Origin of the sequence: Micromonospora sp. BQ11 (assembly GCF_052068135.1) — a bacterium.
Lineage (GTDB): Bacteria > Actinomycetota > Actinomycetes > Mycobacteriales > Micromonosporaceae > Micromonospora.
This window is the reverse complement of the sequence record NZ_JBQHDB010000018.1, coordinates 64506-81368: the sequence shown is the minus strand read 5'-3', so window position 1 is coordinate 81368 and position 16863 is coordinate 64506. Positions and strand designations below refer to the sequence as shown.

Sequence of the window (16863 nt, the reverse complement as noted above, 5' to 3'; positions counted from 1 at the left end):
CCGGCGTGGTGTGTTCCCCGGACCGGCAGTTGCACGGCCCGGCCAATCGGACAGGACCGGGGTGCGGCGGGACGCCCGATCGTCCCGCCGCACCCCGGCGTCCTCAGCGGACGGTCAGCGTGCCGACCGCCGGCAGCGGCGCGACCACCGGCGGGAGCCGCTTCGGCTCACCCCGGCCCGGCGCGTCCTGCGCGACACGGGCGCTCTTCGACACGTCCGCCCGTTGGGTCGCCGCCGACTCCGGCAGCGGCACGAACGGCTGGACGTCACCGACGCAGACCTTGCCCTTCGCCGGCAACGCGAGCCGCAGCAGGTACGCGTCGACCGCCCCGTCGACGCACTTCGACGTCCCGTACGCGGTGTGTCCCCAGCTGTCGCTGCTCAGCAGGCGGCTGTTCGGCAGGAGCTTCGCCGTGCTGACCGCACCCTGGTAGTTCGTGGCCGGGTCCCAGTAGTTACCCACCACGAGCACCGGTGAGCTGGTGCGCCGGTTCCACGGGCCGGTGTACCAGTCCTCGTCACGGACCGTCCAGGTGTCCCGGGCACAGGGCGCGGTGCCCCAGGTCCAGAGCCGCCCGAAGTACGGGTCCCGCTTGTCGGCCTTCGCGGCGAGCGCCGGGAACGACGCGGCGTCCTTCGGGTGGTACGCGTCGGTGCAGTCCACCCCGAGGAAGGTCTCCAGCCCGTTGTTGTACGGGAAGTCGTACCCCCGCTTCTGGCGGGCCTGCGCGGCGAGCCGGCTGATCGCGGCCCGGGCGTCGCTCCGAGCGGCCGTCGACGACGCCGGGTCGGTCGCCGCGAGCATCTGCTCCGTCAGGTAGACGATCTGGTCGTAGCCGAACGGGTCGTAGAGCGCTCCGAGCGTGAACGCCACGAAGTCGGCGTAGGTGACGGTGAACGGGCCGAAGTCCGGGTCGTCGATCACGGCCGGCTTGGCCCGCAGCCGCTTCGCGACCAGGTCGAAGGTGGCGACCGGGTCACCGGCGGCAAGGGAGCACAGGTCCTCGCCGGCCTTCTCGCACCGCACCAGGATCTCCCGCAGCGCCTTGTACGCGCCCTGCGCGCTGCGCAGCCGGTCCTCCTGCGAACGGTTGTCACCCTTGCGGCCGACCCAGGCGGTCGGGTCCAGGACGCCGTCGATCACCAGCGCGCGCACCCGGTCGGGGAACATGTTCGCGTAATACTGCCCGAGCGCGCTGCCGTAGCTGAAGCCCAGGAAGGTGAGCTTCTCGTCGCCGACGGCGCGGCGCAGCACGTCCATGTCGCGGGCGACCTCGGCCGTGGACATCGCGCCGGTGAGCGGACGACCGGTCGTGGAGCAGGCGCGGCCGACGGCCTTGGACGAGGCGATGTACGCCTTCTCCTCCGCCTTGGTCCACGGGAACGCCACGTTCAGCCCGGCGTACGCCTTCGTCTGCTCCTTGACCGACGGGAAGCACTTCACCTGCTCGCTCGCGCCGACGCCGCGTGGGTCGACACCGACCACGTCGAACCGGTCGAGCACCTCGTCGCCGAGGAAGTACGGCGCGGCGAGGGCGATGTCGGTGCCCGCTCCGCCCGGCCCACCGGGATTGAGGAAGAGGCTGCCGATCTTGTTCTTCTGGTCGCGGGCCTTGACCCGCAGCACGGCGATCTCGGTCGTCGCGCCCTTCGGCTGGTCGTAGTCGAGCGGTAGCCGCACGGTGGCGCACTCGGCGTAGTCGTAGCAGGCATACCAGTCCAGTTTGGGCGTGGGGACCCGATCGACCCGGCGTGCCTCGGCGGGACTGGTCCGGTCGGAGACGACCGGGCGGCCCCACCCGGAGGGGGTGGGGGCGGCGGTGGCGGGTGCGACCGCCAGGCCGGCGAGGAGGACGCCGGCGGTTCCTGCTGCGGCCAGGAACCGGGTTGGTCGTGGCATGTGGACGCCTTCCGGTGGACGACGGGACTCGTCGAGTCGACGCTCGACCCCCGTCACTCTAGGGATCGCATGCAATGAATGTCGCGTGGAGAAGAGCCGCATCTCCGACAAAACGTCGAGCGATGTAACGATTTTTTCGCGGACGACGCTGTTAGTTCTCGATTCGGGGCGCCGGCCGTCCCCACCATCGTCCATGGTTGACAGGCGGGCCGGCATCGCCATGCTGGACGGGTGAGGTTACTGAAGCCCGGCGCGCAACAGGTGGCGGTCGTCGCGGCACTGGCGGCGACGACGCTTCTGGTGACGCTTCTGGTATGGCGTCGGCAGGACTTCCTCGGCGTCGTTCTCGCGCTGGTGACCGTGCTGCTGGCCGCCGTCGCGGGGGTGGCCGGGGCCGCCCACCGGGACCGGCGCGGCGCGCTGCCGCCGCCCATGCCCAGCCTGCCCGCGCCCGACGGGCTCTATGGCATCGACGCCGACACCCTGGAAACACTCGACAACCGGGAGGCGCTGCGCGCGGTGCGGGAGCGCCACCGCGGACGGTGACGACCCTGCCGGCCCCGGGCAGTCAGCTCGCGGTCAGGGTCGGCGTGACGAGCCCGTCCACGCCCCGCCCGGCCAGGCAGCGGTACGTCCGATCGGTGTCCGCGCCACTCGGCGGCAGCACCTCCAGGTTCCAGCCGTCGACGTACGTGATGCCGCTGGTGAGCCGGAAGGTGCTCGGGTTGCACACCCGGCGGACCATCGGGTCCGCGCTGACCTCGTCGTAGCCGGCACCGACCAGGGCCACCGGGAGTTCACCCTCCGCGTAGCTCTCCCAGGTGTGCTCGCTCACGCAGGACACCCGCTCCGCGCTGGCCCGCACGCCGCGCACCTGCATCGGCCCGAAGCACTCCAGCTCGTCCGCACAACCGGCGCCGGACGGCAGCTCGGCCGTCCCCGCGCAGGCCGGCCGCAGCCCGCTGGTCGCCGCCACGCCGGCCGTCGGCGTCGACGTCGGGCCGGGCAGCCCGTCGGCGAGCAGGGCACCGGCACCGACCGCGGCGGCCAGGGCGACCACCCCGGCCCCGCCGAGGAACCAACGCCGTCGCCACCGCCGGTCGGAGGTCGGCACGGTCGGGTGCGGGTCCTCCACCGGCGGACGAGGCGCGGGCCGCGTGGACTGGCGGCCGTCGTACGGGTCGGCCGGGCCGGAACTCCGGACCGGTCGGTGCGGCGCCGACAGCGCCCGGTCCTCCGAGTCGGGGTGGAGCGTCAGGCCGGCCAGCAGGTCGCGCAGTTCGGTGGCGGTGGGCCGCTCACCCGGGTCGTTGGACATCCCGGCACGCAGCACGTCGATCATCGCCTCCGGCACGCCGGGCAGGCCGGGCACCGGCTGGTGGAACATCTCCAGCACGGTCACCAGGCTCGGGTTGCGCTCCGAGCGCCAGCGGGGCGGACGGCCGTGCATCACCGCGTAGAGCGTGGCGCACAGCGCGTACACGTCGACCGCCGGTGACGGCGGGCTGTGGTTGAACATCTCCGGTGGCGCGTACGCCGGGGTGAGCACCTCCAGCGCGACCGACGAGTCGCGCATCTCGGCGAGCACGGCCAGCCCGAAGTCGGCCAGCACCGCCGGGTTGAAGTGCGAGTGGAGGATGTTGGCCGGCTTCACGTCCCGGTGCAGCACCCCGGCCGCGTGCGAGTGGGCGATCGCGTCGGCGATCTTCACCCCGAGGTCCCGGGCCTCCGCCGGGCCGAGCGGCGAGGTCCGCATCCGTTCGGCGTACGACCCGTCGCACAGCTCCATGATCAGGTACGGGTGCTGGTCGACGGTGACCCCGACGTCGAAGAGGTCGACCACGTGCGGGTGGGAGGACATCCTCCCGGCGGCACGCGCCTCCCGCAGGAAGCGGGCCTGGTCGCGCTCGCTGTCGAGCGTGCGGTTCTCGACCTTGACCGCCACCTCGCGCCCCACCGAGATCTGGGTGGCCCGGTAGATGGTGGCGTAGCCGCCTCGGGCAAAAACGTTCAGATCAGTCAGACCGGGCACGATGGGCATCGGCAGGCCGCCGGACGGGGTGTCGGTCACAGCTTCGAAAATACCCAACCGGGCCGGTCGCTCAGCGAGCCGCACCCGGTGCGGGGGCCTCAGCAGGCCCGGCACCGGATCCGGCGTCCCCGGCACCAGCATCGACGTCCACGCCATCGGTCGTCCCCGATCGCGTGGCGGGCATCTCGGCTCGGCCGGCGGTCCCGGCGTCGTCGGCCGACGTACCGGCGGACCGGCGGGCGTCCCACCGGAGACCGGCGGCGGTCGCCAGCGCGCCCAGGCCCTCCCAGGCCGCCACGCCGAAGAACCGGTCCGGTGCGACGTCGGAGAGCACCGCGATGGTGAAGACAGTGAACGTGACCAGCCGGAACCAGACGGTGAACCGGTAGAAGGGACGCCACTCGGTGGCGGTCGCGAGCAGGTAGTAGACGCCCATGTTGAACGAGGCCATCGACGACGCCGTCAAAAAGGTGCCGGTGTGGTCACCGACCGCACGGGTCACCGGTATCTCGAACCCGAGCAGACGCAGCAACGCCTCCGGCCAGACCAGCCCGACCGCGCCCATCAGCAGCGCCAGCAGGCCGAAGACGGCGATCGTCCAGCCGGCAGCGGAACGCGGCAGCCTCATCACGGCCCTCCCCTGGCCGGGCGGTCGCCACAGTGGACCGCACCCGGACCTGACACGCTAGCGGCCACCCCCGACGCACCACATCCCCGAAACCGCCAAACCTCCCCCACCCTCACCCCCCACCCCCCACCCACCGCGGCCGGCAGTTTCAGGGAAAGAGTGGCCATTCCACGCCGAGTAACCACTCTTTCCCCGAAACTGCGGGCGGGGCAGGGCGGCGGGGGCGGGGCGGGGCGGGGGGGCGGGGGGTTAGGGGGTTAGGGGGAGGTCAGGCGGGCGCGGAGGGCGTCGGCGGCGCGGCGTTCGCTGCGCTGCTCGGTGGCGTACGCCAGGCGGACCGCCTCCTCGGCGCTGGCCGACGCCTCCTCCGGTCGACCGCACGCGGCCAGCGCCTCGGCCAGCGCGCTGGCGGCGACGACCTGGCTACGGACGTCCTCGGCGGGGGCGTCGACCGCCCGGCGGGCCCAGTCCAGCGCCTGCTCGCGCTGCCCGTGGGCGAGCAGGGCGGAGGAGTACCGGGCCATGGTCTGCCGGCGGGAGAAGAGCAGCGACGGCGAGTTGGCGGCGGCGGTGGCGACCGGGGCGAGCAGCCCGACGGCGGTCGCCGAGTCGCCCGCCGCCAACCGGGCGGTGGCCAGCAGCACGCGGGGACCCACCTGGGCGGGTGCCTGCGGATTGTGCGGTTCCACCGCGGTCAGCACCGCACGGGCGGCCCGTTCCGCCGTTTCGCAGTCGCCCATGTCCAGTGCCACGAAGCCGCGCAGCGTGCCGGCCATCCCGGTGAGCAGCGGGTGGGAGGTGCGCTCGGCGTACGACATGGCGTCGGTGAGCAGGTCGGCGGCGTGCTCCGGCTCGCCCAGACCGCGCGCCACCACCCCGCGTACGACCAGCGCGAACCCGCGTCCCCAGTCGTCGGAGGCAGCGGCGAACTCCCGGTACGCGCGCCGGGCGCGCCGGTCCGCCTCGGCCAGCTCGCCCAGTTCGGCGGTGGCGAACGCCTCGACCGCCCGCAGGGTGCCCACCGCCCACGCCTCACCGACCCGTTCGCCGAAGGGCAGGAAGACCTGCGCCATCCGGCAGGCCTCCCGGAGCCGGCCGGCGAGTAGCCGCGCGAACGCGGTGGTGCCACGCAGCCACGCCCGCCCGTACGGGTCCTTCAACTCGGCGAAGAGCCGGGCAGCCCGGCCGAGCACAGCGTCGGTGCCGGCGAAGTCGCCCCGGGTGGTGGTGACCCAGGCCAGGTTCTGCAACGACCACGCCTGGCCCCGCCGGTCCTGCACCTGAACGCTGACCTGGTACGACGCGGCGAGCCGGCTGCTCGCCTTCCCGAGCCGTCCGGCGATGAAGTCGGCCATCCCGAGCCGGCGCATCGCCGAGGCGCGCAGCGTGGGCAGGTTCCCGTCGGTGGCCACCTGGAGGGCCTCCTGCCAGCAGGCGATCGCGCGGCCCTGGTCCCCCATCGTCTGGTGGGCCTGACCGGCGAGCAGGAGCGCGCTGGCCCGGGTGGCGGCCTCGTCACCGGCGTTCGCGGCGATCTTCTCGGCGAAGGCGAGCGCGTCGGCCGGGCGTCCGACCTGGAGCAGGGCCCGGGCGTGCACCACCCGGTCCGCCGCCGGGACGGCGCCCCGGGCGAGTTCGGCGGCGCGCTCGGCGTACTCGACGGCCAGTGCCGGCTCGCCGGCCTGGAGCGACCGGCGGGCGGAGCGACCGAGGGCGCCGACCCCGAGCGGGACGACCGCCCGCGCCGGTGTGTCGGGCCGCAGCCCGACGGCGTCGGCCAGCGCGGCGGCCCGCTCCACGTGGGCGGCGACGAAGTCGTCCCGGGCCGGCTCGGTGAAGCCACCGACCGCGGCGGACCCGGCGGGTGGATCGGCGGCCCAGCGCGCCAGAGCGGCGTGCCGTTCGGCCAGCTCGGCCTTGCTGACCCCGGCGTACGCGGCCTCCCGCATGAGCGGCGTGGCGAAGGCGAATCCGGTACGGGTGCGATGGAGCATCCGCCGTTGCAGCAGCTCCTCGACGGCCCGCTCCAGCTCGACGGCGGCCACCGCCGCCGGGCGGCTGTCCCGGCCGGTGCGCTGGTCGCGCAGCGCCTCCAGGGCGCCGTCCGGCACGGTGTCGCCGACCACCGCCGCGTCCCGCAGCACCGACCGCGCGCCGTTGGGCAGCGCGTCGATGCGGGCGGCGAGCACCGCGGCGAGGTCACGGGAGAGCAGTCGGCTGCCCAGCGAGCCCGGTGCGAGCCGCCACCCGTTGCCGCTGCCGGCGGTGAGCGCGCCCCGCTCCATCAGCAGCGTGACCAGTTCGGCGAGGTAGAAGGGGTTGCCCTGCGCGGTGGCGAGCAGCCGGTCGGCGTCGACCTGCGGCAGTTTCCCCCCGCTCAGGTAGCTGGTGAGCAGCCGAGCCGCGTCGGCACCCCGCAGTGGCGGCAGGGCGTGCACCTCCGCGTCCGCCACCCGGGTCAACGCGCCGGCGGTACGCACCAGCTCGGGCCGGCCGAGCAGCAGCACCAGCACCGGCCCGGACAGGCGGGACAGGGTCCCCCCGAGTGCGCGGATCGTCTCCGGCGTGGCGTCGTGCAGGTCGTCGACGACGATCACCAGGGGCGCCTCCCGCGCGAGGGCGCTGAGCAGGTCGGCGACCGCGTTGGGTACGGCCTCGGCGTCGGCGGCCGGGTGGGTGGCGCCCCACTCCGCCTGGTCGGTGGGACCGCCGTTGGGCAGTTCGGCGTACCCGAGCAGGGCCAGGAGCTGGTCGCTGGCGATCGGGGCGGGGTCACCGGTCCGGCCGAGCCGCTGCCCGAGGCGGCGCAGCCGCTCCTCGACGGCGGGCCGGGTGAGCGCGGTGGCGGCGTCGCTGGGCAGGCCGGTGGCCGCGCGTACCAGGTCGGCCAACGGCGCGAGTCGGCGCCGCTCACCGAAGGCGGCGCAGTGGACCGAGAGCACCCGCGCGCCGGTGTGCGCGGCGTACCGACCGGCACCGACGTCGTAGCCGGCGGCCAGGCGTTCCACCTCGGCGGCGAACCGGGACTTGCCGATGCCCGCCTCGGCGGTCATCAGCAGCACGCGGGGTTCGCCCCGGTCGATCACCTCGGCCAGCCGACCGGCGACCCGGCCGATCTCCGTCTCGCGGCCCACGTACGGCGCCTCGTCGCCGAGGCCCGACCGGGTACCCGGCGCGTCCAGGAGGCCCAGCAGCTCGTACGCCTCGACGGGCTCGCGCTTGCCCTTGAGCCGCAGCGGGCGCAGCGCCCGCCAGGAGGCGACGTGCCGGGTGGCGGCGGAGGTCCGCGCCCCGGCGTAGACCGCGCCCACGGCGGCGGCGTCGGCCAGCCGGGCGGCGGTGTTGACCGTGTCGCCGATGACCGTGTACTCGATGGCGGCCTGGATGCCGGCGATCACGTCGCCGGTGTTCAGCCCGACGCGGAGGCCGAGCGGCGCACCGCCGCCCCGCTCGTCGTCGAGGACCCGGCGGACGGCCCGCTGCATGGAGAGTGCGGCACGGACGGCTCGTTCGGCGTCGTCCTCATGCGCGACCGGCGCCCCGAAGACGGCCATGATCCCGTCGCCGGTCAGCTTGTCGACGTGTCCGCCGAAGGTCTTCACCGCCCCGGCCAGCGCGGCGAGGACCCGGTCGGTCACCGCGCCGACCCGTTCCGGGTCGAGGTCCTCCGACCAGGAGGTGAAGTCCGACAGGTCACCGAAGAGCACGGTGACGACCCGGCGCTCGGCCGCCGGCAACGTCGCGGCGGCCGGCAGCGCGGCCCCGCAGTTGTGGCAGAACCGGGCGCCGGGGACGGCGACGGTTCCGCACACCGGGCAGGTCACGCTTGCTCCAACCTCGGGCCACCGTCGTGGGATTCCCGGCCCAGGTATTCCAGTTGGGCCCGGACCGACCACTCCGCCGCCCACCAGAGCGAACGGTCCACGTCCGCGTAGACGGCCGCGACCACCTCGGCCGCGGTGGTCGCCCCCGCGTCGAGCGCGGCCCGGACCTGGTCCAGGCGGGCCCGCCGGTGGGCGAGGTAGAAGTCCGCGGCGGCACCGCAGTCGGCCAGCGCCGGGCCGTGGCCCGGCAGGGCCGGGACGCCGGTGTACGTCGAGAGCAGTTCCAGGCTGGCGAGGTAGTCCCCGAGATGGCCGTCCGGGTGGGCGACGACGGTGGTGCCCCGGCCGAGGATGGTGTCACCGGTGAGGACCACCCGCTCACCACCGTGCTCGACGAGGAAGCAGACCGAGTCGCCGGTGTGTCCGGGGGTCGGCACCAGCCGCAGGTCGAGACCGGGAACCTCAGGTGGCGCGCCGACGCCGAGCGGGTCGGCGGCGACGGTGTGCGTCGGGTGGGCGGCGCGGACGGGCACCCCGCCGAGCAGTTCGTGCAGGCGGGTCGAGCCCTCGGTGTGGTCCGGGTGCCCGTGGGTGATCAGGACCAGACCGACCGGCCCCTGCGCGGCGATGGCCGCCAGGTGCGCCTCGTCGGCCGGCCCGGGGTCGACCACGACGGCGTGCCCCGCGCCGGGTGCCCGCAGCACCCAGGTGTTGGTGCCGTCGAGCGTCATCGGTCCCGGGTTGGGTGCCCGCAGCAGCGAAACCCACTCCGGGAGCCCGTCGGCGAGGGCCGCCGCCGGGGCCGTCACATGCCCGCCCATGGCTGCGATCGTACGGCCCCGTCCGCCGCCCCCCGCGATCTTGCACTTCCGGTCGCCGGTTCGTGCCCTTTCAGGGGCTTTGTCTCGACGGAAAGTGCAAGATCGCGGACGCGGTGCGGCGGGGGGTGGGGTGGGGTGGGTTAGGCGACCTCGACGATGACCTCTACCTCGACGGGGGCGTCCAGGGGCAGTTCGGATACGCCCACCGCGCTTCTCGCGTGGCGGCCGGCCTCGCCGAAGACCGCCCCGAACAGGTCCGAGGCGCCGTTGATGACGCCGGGCTGGCCGGTGAAGCCGGGGGCGCTCGCCACGAAGCCGGTCAGCTTGACGATCTTGACGACGTTCTCCAGGCCGACCAGCGAGTCGACGGCGGCCAGCGCGTTCAGCGCGCACCGCTGCGCCAGGTCCTTGGCCTGGTCGGCGGAGACACCGGCGCCCACCTTGCCGGTGGCCAGCAGCTTCCCCTCGGCGATCGGCAGCTGCCCGGAGACGTACACGTGCTGCCCGGACTGCACCGCCGGCACGTAGCTGGCCACCGGCGGCACGACCTCGGGCAGCGCGAAGCCCAGCTCGGCGAGCTTCGCGTGGGGTCCGTTGCTCACGCCCGTCAGCCCTTCGGACGCTTGAGGTAGGCGACGAGCTGCTCCGGGTTCGGCCCGGGAACCACGGAGACCAGCTCCCAGCCGTCCTCGCCCCAGTTGTCGAGGATCTGCTTGGTCGCGTGGACCAGCAGCGGGACCGTGGCGTATTCCCACTTCTGCATCGGTGGAGGGCTCCCTTGGGTAAAGGTGACTCTTTCCTCCGACAGCCTACGGTCCGGTCGACGGCGGGGGCGCGGGACGCTGTTCCGGGGCGGCCGGGGGTTCGCCGCAGGGGCCACCGTGCTCGAACGGCTGGGGGCAGCGGGACCGGTCCGGCAGCAGCAGGTCGCAGAAGACCCGGTGCCGGTTGTTCTGGTCGTCGACGGTGGACACGGTCGTCTCCCCCGCGTCCAGCTCGCCGAGGAAGCTGAGCGAGGTCGCCACGGTGTTGGCCAGGGCGGTGGCCGCGGCCAGGTCGGCGACCCGGATCGGCAGGTGGATCACGTACCCGGGACTCTCGTCGTCCCGGCCGCGCTCCCCCCGCCGGTCCCGTACCTGCAGGACCTCCACCGGCTCGGCGAGCCGCCGGTAGGACCGCTCGTTGATCGGCAGGCCGGCGGACGCGCCGTCCCCGCCGGCACCGCTACCGGACCGGCGGCCCCAATCGGCCGCCGGAGCCTCAGGTCGGGGGATGTTGTTCGCGTCGCGCATGCCGCTGCCTCCGGGCGTCGTACCTGTCACTCATCGCCGCCGGGCCCGGTGTCCGCCCGGCCCGTCCCCCCGCACCGAGCGACGGTAGGTCCGGGCCCCGAGTCCCGCCAACAGGACGCGCACGGCAGCAACCAGAAGTCACATATGCGACACAGCCCTGGTAAGAAAAGCGATCGCGCACTTTGCTCCGGTCGGTGCCGCGCCCGTCCGCCGGACCGGCCCCCTTCGCGGGACGGATAGACCGCTACCCTTCCGGTCGGAACGGGCGTTCACGGCTCGACCCACCTCGTCGCCGACGTCGCACCCAGTGGGGGAGAGATGACCGAACCACCCCGCGGCGGCCCGACCGGATCACCGGCCGGCCAGCCGGGCACCCCGATCCCCTCCGGCCCCGGCGCAGCCGTCCCACCGGTGCCGCGCCAGGACCCCTCCGCGATCCCGTCGCCGCCCGCCCCCTACCCGCCCTACCAGGACGCCCAGCCGCCCAAGCGGAAGCGTGGCGTGGTCATCGCGTCCGTCGCGCTGGCGGCCATCCTGCTGCTCTGCGCCGGTGGCGGCGTCGTCACGTTCCTGACCCTGCGCAACGCCGAGGAGGGCGAGGGCGCCAAGGAGCCGACCGCCGCCGTGGAGCAGTTCCTGACCGCCGTGTACAAGGACCGCGACGCCGCCAGGGCGGCCAAGCTGGTCTGCGCCGACTCCCGGGACGACGAGAAGGTCGCCGCGAAGATCGCCGAGGTGGAGACGTACGTCTCCGGCAACCAGAACCCCCGGTTCCGGTGGAGCAACCCGAAGGTCGACAACCAGACCGGCGACCGCGCCACCGTCTCCACCCGGCTCACCGTGACCACCGCCGACGAGAAGATCGCCGACCAGCAGCTGCGGTTCACCGTGGTGAAGAAGACGGGTTGGTGGGTCTGCGAGGTGGCCTGACCGCCGCCGGTGGATAGGCTCGACGGGTGCGAGCAGCTGAACGGCCGTCCGACCCGGCCGGTACGGAGTGGCCGGCCCGCCTCCACGTGGTCACCGGCAAGGGAGGCACCGGCAAGACCAGCGTGGCCGCGGCCCTGGCCCTGGCGCTGGCCGCCGACGGTCGACGCACCCTGCTGGTGGAGGTCGAGGGGCGACAGGGCATCGCGCAGCTCTTCGGCACCGAGCCGCTGCCGTACGAGGAGCGGCACCTGACCGACGCGCCGGGCGGCGGCGAGGTACGGGCCCTGGCGGTGGACGCCGAACAGGCCCTGCTGGAGTACCTCGACATGTTCTACAAGCTGGGCGCCGCCGGTCGGGCGCTGCGCAAGCTGGGCGCGATCGACTTCGCCACCACCATCGCCCCGGGTCTGCGGGACGTGCTGCTGACCGGCAAGGTGAAGGAGGCGACCACCCGCACGTCCGGCCAGCGGCGGGCGTACGACGCGGTGGTGCTGGACGCGCCGCCGACCGGGCGGATCGGCCGCTTCCTCAACGTCACCGCCGAGACGGCCCGGCTGGCCAAGGTCGGGCCGATCAAGACGCAGAGCGAGGGGGTCTCCGCGCTGCTGCGCTCCCCGATGACGGCGGTGCACGTGGTCACCCTGCTGGAGGAGATGCCGGTCCAGGAGACCGTCGACGCGATCGCCGAGCTGACCTCGCTCGGCTTCGGAGTGGGCCGGGTCATCGTGAACGGCACCCGTCCACCGCTTCCGGCCGGCCGCGTGGTGGGGCCCGCCGAGCTGCGCGAGGGCCTGCTCGCGGCGGGGCTGCCGGCCGACGAGCGCACGGTGGCGGGGCTCGCCTCCGAGGCCAGGGACCAGGCGGTCCGGCGGGAACTGGAGGAGTCGCTCCGCACCGACCTGGTGGAGCTGGGGCTGCCCCTGATCGAGCTGCCGCTGCTGCCCGACGGGGTGGACCGGGCGGGTCTGGACCGGCTGGCGGAGACGCTCGTCCGAGCCGATTGACTCACACCTGCGGTCGGCACGGGCGCGCGGACCCGACCGGCCCGATACGCTCGATTGGTGCCTGCCGAGAACGTGGCGCCGCCGCCGCTGGACGTCGACCGGATCCTCGCCGATCCCGGCGTACGCATCGTGGTGTGCTGCGGAGCGGGCGGGGTGGGCAAGACGACCACGGCCGCCGCGCTCGCACTGCGGGCCGCCGAGCAGCACGGCCGGCGGACGGTGGTGCTGACGATCGACCCGGCCCGCCGGCTGGCGCAGTCGCTCGGGCTGACCGAGCTGGACAACACGCCACGCCAGGTCAAGGGCATCGACATCGAGGCCAGCGGCGGCGAGCTGCACGCCATGATGCTGGACATGAAGCGCACCTTCGACGACGTGGTGCTCCAGCACACCGACCCGACGAAGGCGGCGGAGATCTTCGCCAACCCCTTCTACCAGGCCATGAGCTCCACCTTCGCCGGCACGCAGGAGTACATGGCGATGGAGAAGCTGGGCCAGTTGCACGCGCGGGGTGAGTGGGACCTGATCGTGGTGGACACCCCGCCGTCCCGGTCGGCGCTGGACTTCCTCGACGCACCGGCGCGGCTGTCCCGGTTCCTCGACGGGCGGATGCTGCGGCTGCTGCTGGCGCCGGCCCGCACCGGCGGTCGGAGCATGTTCAGCCTGGTGACCGCCTCGTTCGGCATGTTCTCCAAGGTCGTCCAGAAGGTGCTCGGGGCCCAACTGCTGACCGACCTGTCCGGTTTCGTCGCCGCGCTCGACTCGATGTTCGGCGGCTTCCGGCAGCGCGCGGAGCAGACGTACCGCATCCTCCAGGCCCGGGAGACGGCGTTCCTGCTGGTCGCGGCGCCGGAGCCGGACGCCGTCCGGGAGGCCGCCTACTTCGCCGGCCGGCTGGGCGAGGAGCAGATGCCGCTGGCCGGCCTGGTGCTCAACCGGGTGCACCGGCCGGCGGTACCGGACCTGGGACCGGCGGAGAGCCTGGCCGCCGCGGAGCGGCTGGCCGGGGCCGGGGGGCACGAGGGCACCGTCGACGTGCTGCGCGCCCACGCCGCCCTGGCCCAGCAGGCGATCCGCGAGCAGCAGGTGGCCACGCGGTTCACCGAGGCGTTCCCGGCCGTCCCGACGGTGTCGGTGACGGCGCAGCCCGCCGACGTCCACGACGTCGACGGGCTGCGGACGATCGGTACGGCGATCAGCCGACCGTGACCGGCGTCAGCCGGCGGTGGTGACCAGGATCTTGTCCTTGCCGCCGGCCTTGTCCTTGGCGTTCTTCTTCATCGCGGCCTCGAACATCTTGCGCCAGCTCGTCACCTGCGGGTGCCGGCGCAGGAGCGCCCGACGTTCCCGCTCGGTCATGCCGCCCCACACACCGAACTCGATCCGGTTGTCCAACGCGTCGGCCAGGCACTCGTACCGAACGGGGCAGCTACGGCAGATCCGCTTCGCCACGTTCTGTTCGGCGCCCTGTACGAACAACGCGTCCGGGTCCCCGTTCTGACACGCCGCCAGCGACGGCCAGTCAGTGATCATGCCCATGTGTACACGTCCCCCCTTGCAGTACTACCGACCCCGTCGCGGACCAGCCGGCAATTCCCCCCGGTCGTCCTGCCTGCCTTCCCCAAGGCGGCACGGACGACATGTGGCGCTGTCGCCGCCACCATCATGCTCTGTAGTCGCCTGATTACGCAACGTTGTCGGCTAAATCCATCATTCCGGACACTCCCGGCTTCCCGGGCAGTCGCCCCCCGCTTACCCGGCCCGGGTGACTGAAAACGCTGCGCGTCCACCCCGGCACGGGGGAGACTCGGTGCCGCATCCACGCAACCTCGGACCGGGGGTCGTGCGTTTAGCACAACGAGGTCGGCGCGCGCAGGAAATGGGGAAAAGACGCCCCGGCGCCCCTCAATCCCTGCTCGCGTACTCTGTCGAGGTGACCTGGATGCGGAAACGTGACCACAATGTGCTGACCAACGCCGCATCGCTGCTCATCTGTGGCCTGCTGGCCGGCGTGGTGGTCGCGGCGGCGGCCTTCCCCGCAGTAGCGATGTCCGGACTGGCCGCCAAGGCGGGTGCCGAGACGTTCGGCGCGCTGCCGAAGGAACTGACCGTCGCCCGCGCGCCGCAGATCACCTACCTGTACGCCGCCGACGGCAAGACGCTGCTGGCGTCGCTGTACGACGAGAACCGGCGCGACGTCAAGCTCAAGGACATCGCCCCGATCATGCAGAAGGCGATCATCGCGGCCGAGGACCACGACTTCTACAAGCACAACGGCGTCGACCTCAACGGTGTCGCCCGCGCCTTCGTGAACAACAGCGCCGGCGCCGACCGGCAGGGCGCCTCGACGCTCACCATGCAGTACGTCCGGCTCGCCATCGCGTACTCGGCGACCCACCCGGCCGACGTGGTCGCGGCCACCGAGGACACCAGCGCCCGCAAGCTGCGCGAGATGCGGTACGCCATCCAGATCGACAAGGAGCTCTCCAAGGACGAGATCCTGGAGCGCTACCTGAACATCGCCGCCTTCGGCAACGGCGCGTACGGCATCTTCGCCGCCAGCCAGGTCTACTTCAACAAGAAGCCGAAGGACCTCAAGATCGAGGAAGCGGCCATGCTCGCCGGCATGGTGAAGGCACCGAGCGCGTTCGACCCCACCACGAAGGGCGGCTACCCGCAGGCGGTGGACCGGCGCGACTACGTCATCGACAACATGGTCGAGACCGGCGCCATCACCCGGGAGCAGGCCGAGGCGGCCAAGAAGGTCGCGCTCGTGGTCAAGGGCAAGCGCGCCCCGAACGGCTGCGTCCAGGCCACCGACAACAAGTGGGGCTTCTTCTGCGACTACGTCTACCGCTGGTGGATGTCGCAGGAGACCTTCGGCTCGACCTCGTACGACCGGGAGCGGCGGCTGAAGAGCGGCGGCTACACCATCGTCACCACCCTCGACGTGCAGGCGCAGCGCGGGGCGGACAAGGCGGTCCGCAAGGCGAAGAAGGAGTCCGCGAAGGAAGCCGCCATGGTGGCCGTGGTCGAGCCGGGCACCGGCCGGGTCCGGGCGCTCTCGGTCAACCGCACGTTCAAGCTGGACGACCCCAAGAACCCGAAGAACCTGCCGCACAGCGACCCCGCGCAGCGCAAGAAGACCAAGAACGCCCGCGGCAACTACCCGGCGACGGTGAACCCGCTGCTCACCGGTGGCGACGGGATCACCGGTTACCAGGCCGGCTCGACCTTCAAGATCTTCACGATCGTCGCGGCGCTGGAGAAGGGCATCCCGCTCAGCTACACGATCAACGCTCCGCAACAGTTCCAGTCGGAGTACATCGTCGAGCGGGGCAGCCCCGCCGCGTGTACGGGGACGAACTTCTACTGCCCGACCAACTCCGGCAAGAAGGCCGGTGGCGTACAGAACATGTGGAGCGCCTTCGCTCAGTCGATCAACACCTACTTCGTCCCGCTGCAGCAGCAGGTGGGCGCGGAGAACGTGGTGGACGTGGCGAAGCGGCTCGGCATCCAGTTCCGGGAGAGTCAGGACGCCACGTACGCCAACAACAAGGAGGCCGCGCACGACTGGGGCGCGTTCACCCTGGGCGTCTCCTCGGCCACCCCGCTGGAGCTGGCCAACGCGTACGCGACGCTCGCCGCCGACGGCAAGTACTGCGACCCGATCCCGGTGCAGGAGATCCGCGACCCGGAGGGCAAGAAGCTCGACATCGCCAACCCCACCTGCGAGAAGCGGATCGACCCCGACGTCGCCCGCGCGGCCGTGGACGCCGCCCGCTGCCCGGTCGGTGACAACTCCGCGACCAGCAAGTGTGGCGGCAGCCGCACCGCCGCCCAGGTGAAGCAGGCGGTCGATGCTCCGGTCGCTGGCAAGTCCGGCACCACCGACTCCGAGAAGACCGCCTCCCTGGTCGCCATGACCAAGCAGTACGCGGTCGCCGGCATCATGGCCGACCCGGACTGGCCGCAGACCAACGTGAAGATGAAGCACAACCAGAAGGACGGCATCAACCCGCCCGTCTACGAGACGCTCCGCGAAGCCATGAAGGGCAAGGAGCGGATCAACTTCACGCCACCGGGCCGCAAGATCTCCGAGGGTGACCAGCGCCCCATCCCCGGGGTCAAGTGCGTGTCGCTCGACACCGCGAAGAACCGGATCAAGGGTGCCGGCTTCGACGCGGTGGTCTCCGACGTGAAGGTCGCGTCGAGCTGCCCGGCCGGCACCGCCGCCGGCACCAGCCCGGACGGCCGGACCATCAAGGGCGGCGTGGTGACCATCCAGATCAGTCAGGGTGGCGGCGCGGAGCCGGGCACCAACCCGGGCCGGCCCGGCGGTCAGCCGACCAACCCGGGCCGTCCGCCAGGCCGCCCCGGCGGCTGAGCCGGTCCGTGACGTGACGAACGGGCGGGCACCCCACCACGGGGT

The 16863-nt window shown here is 72.9% G+C and carries 13 protein-coding genes and 1 pseudogene; 5 read left to right on the top strand and 9 right to left on the bottom strand.

What is annotated here, in order from left to right; translation table 11 throughout:
• Window positions 1-103: 103 nt before the first annotated feature.
• Window positions 104-1900: an alpha/beta hydrolase gene (locus tag ACTMSW_RS28525; protein WP_441183811.1), complete on the bottom strand. Its 1797-nt coding sequence runs from the start codon at window positions 1898-1900 to the stop codon at window positions 104-106.
• Between the two features lie 231 nt (window positions 1901-2131).
• Between ACTMSW_RS28525 and ACTMSW_RS28520 the strand changes: the two genes are divergently transcribed.
• Complete coding sequence (locus ACTMSW_RS28520) at window positions 2132-2446, top strand: hypothetical protein (protein WP_441183810.1); 315 nt, start codon at window positions 2132-2134, stop codon at window positions 2444-2446.
• Between the two features lie 22 nt (window positions 2447-2468).
• Here the strand turns inward: ACTMSW_RS28520 and ACTMSW_RS28515 are convergent, their stop codons facing one another.
• From ACTMSW_RS28515 to ACTMSW_RS28485, 7 genes and pseudogenes are all read right to left on the bottom strand, one after another.
• A complete protein-coding gene (locus tag ACTMSW_RS28515; protein WP_441183889.1) occupies window positions 2469-3932 on the bottom strand; it encodes a serine/threonine-protein kinase in 1464 nt (487 codons plus the stop codon).
• Between the two features lie 193 nt (window positions 3933-4125).
• A pseudogene (locus ACTMSW_RS28510) lies at window positions 4126-4560 on the bottom strand (hypothetical protein); the annotation flags it as partial.
• Between the two features lie 257 nt (window positions 4561-4817).
• On the bottom strand, window positions 4818-8384 hold the full coding sequence (locus ACTMSW_RS28505) for an adenylate/guanylate cyclase domain-containing protein (RefSeq protein WP_441183809.1): 3567 nt from the start codon (window positions 8382-8384) through the stop codon (window positions 4818-4820).
• Entirely contained in the window at window positions 8381-9205 is an 825-nt protein-coding gene (locus tag ACTMSW_RS28500) for an MBL fold metallo-hydrolase (protein ID WP_441183808.1), read from the bottom strand. The genes ACTMSW_RS28505 and ACTMSW_RS28500 overlap by 4 nt, the downstream gene beginning before the upstream one ends.
• Before the next feature lie 140 nt (window positions 9206-9345).
• Entirely contained in the window at window positions 9346-9807 is a 462-nt protein-coding gene (locus tag ACTMSW_RS28495; RefSeq protein WP_441183807.1) for a RidA family protein, read from the bottom strand.
• A 5-nt stretch (window positions 9808-9812) separates the two neighbouring features.
• Window positions 9813-9968: a DUF4177 domain-containing protein gene (locus ACTMSW_RS28490; RefSeq protein WP_013289021.1), complete on the bottom strand. Its 156-nt coding sequence runs from the start codon at window positions 9966-9968 to the stop codon at window positions 9813-9815.
• Between the two features lie 46 nt (window positions 9969-10014).
• A complete protein-coding gene (locus ACTMSW_RS28485) occupies window positions 10015-10497 on the bottom strand; it encodes a hypothetical protein (RefSeq protein WP_441183805.1) in 483 nt (160 codons plus the stop codon).
• Between the two features lie 318 nt (window positions 10498-10815).
• Between ACTMSW_RS28485 and ACTMSW_RS28480 the strand changes: the two genes are divergently transcribed.
• Genes ACTMSW_RS28480 through ACTMSW_RS28470 form a run of 3 tightly spaced genes read left to right on the top strand, consistent with a single transcriptional unit; the run spans window position 10816 to window position 13640 of the window.
• Window positions 10816-11427, top strand: coding sequence for an Rv0361 family membrane protein (locus tag ACTMSW_RS28480; protein WP_441183804.1), 612 nt, complete (start codon window positions 10816-10818; stop codon window positions 11425-11427).
• Between the two features lie 26 nt (window positions 11428-11453).
• Window positions 11454-12431, top strand: a complete 978-nt coding sequence (locus ACTMSW_RS28475; protein WP_441183803.1) for an ArsA-related P-loop ATPase — start codon at window positions 11454-11456, stop codon at window positions 12429-12431.
• A 54-nt stretch (window positions 12432-12485) separates the two neighbouring features.
• On the top strand, window positions 12486-13640 hold the full coding sequence (locus ACTMSW_RS28470; protein ID WP_441183802.1) for an ArsA family ATPase: 1155 nt from the start codon (window positions 12486-12488) through the stop codon (window positions 13638-13640).
• A 6-nt stretch (window positions 13641-13646) separates the two neighbouring features.
• Here the strand turns inward: ACTMSW_RS28470 and ACTMSW_RS28465 are convergent, their stop codons facing one another.
• Window positions 13647-13970 carry a WhiB family transcriptional regulator gene (locus ACTMSW_RS28465; protein ID WP_357028670.1) on the bottom strand — a complete coding sequence of 108 codons (324 nt, stop codon included), beginning with the start codon at window positions 13968-13970 and terminating at the stop codon, window positions 13647-13649.
• 403 nt (window positions 13971-14373) lie between these two features.
• On the opposite strand from ACTMSW_RS28465, the gene ACTMSW_RS28460 reads away from it, so the two are divergent.
• A complete protein-coding gene (locus ACTMSW_RS28460; protein WP_441183801.1) occupies window positions 14374-16818 on the top strand; it encodes a penicillin-binding protein in 2445 nt (814 codons plus the stop codon).
• Window positions 16819-16863 lie beyond the last annotated feature (45 nt).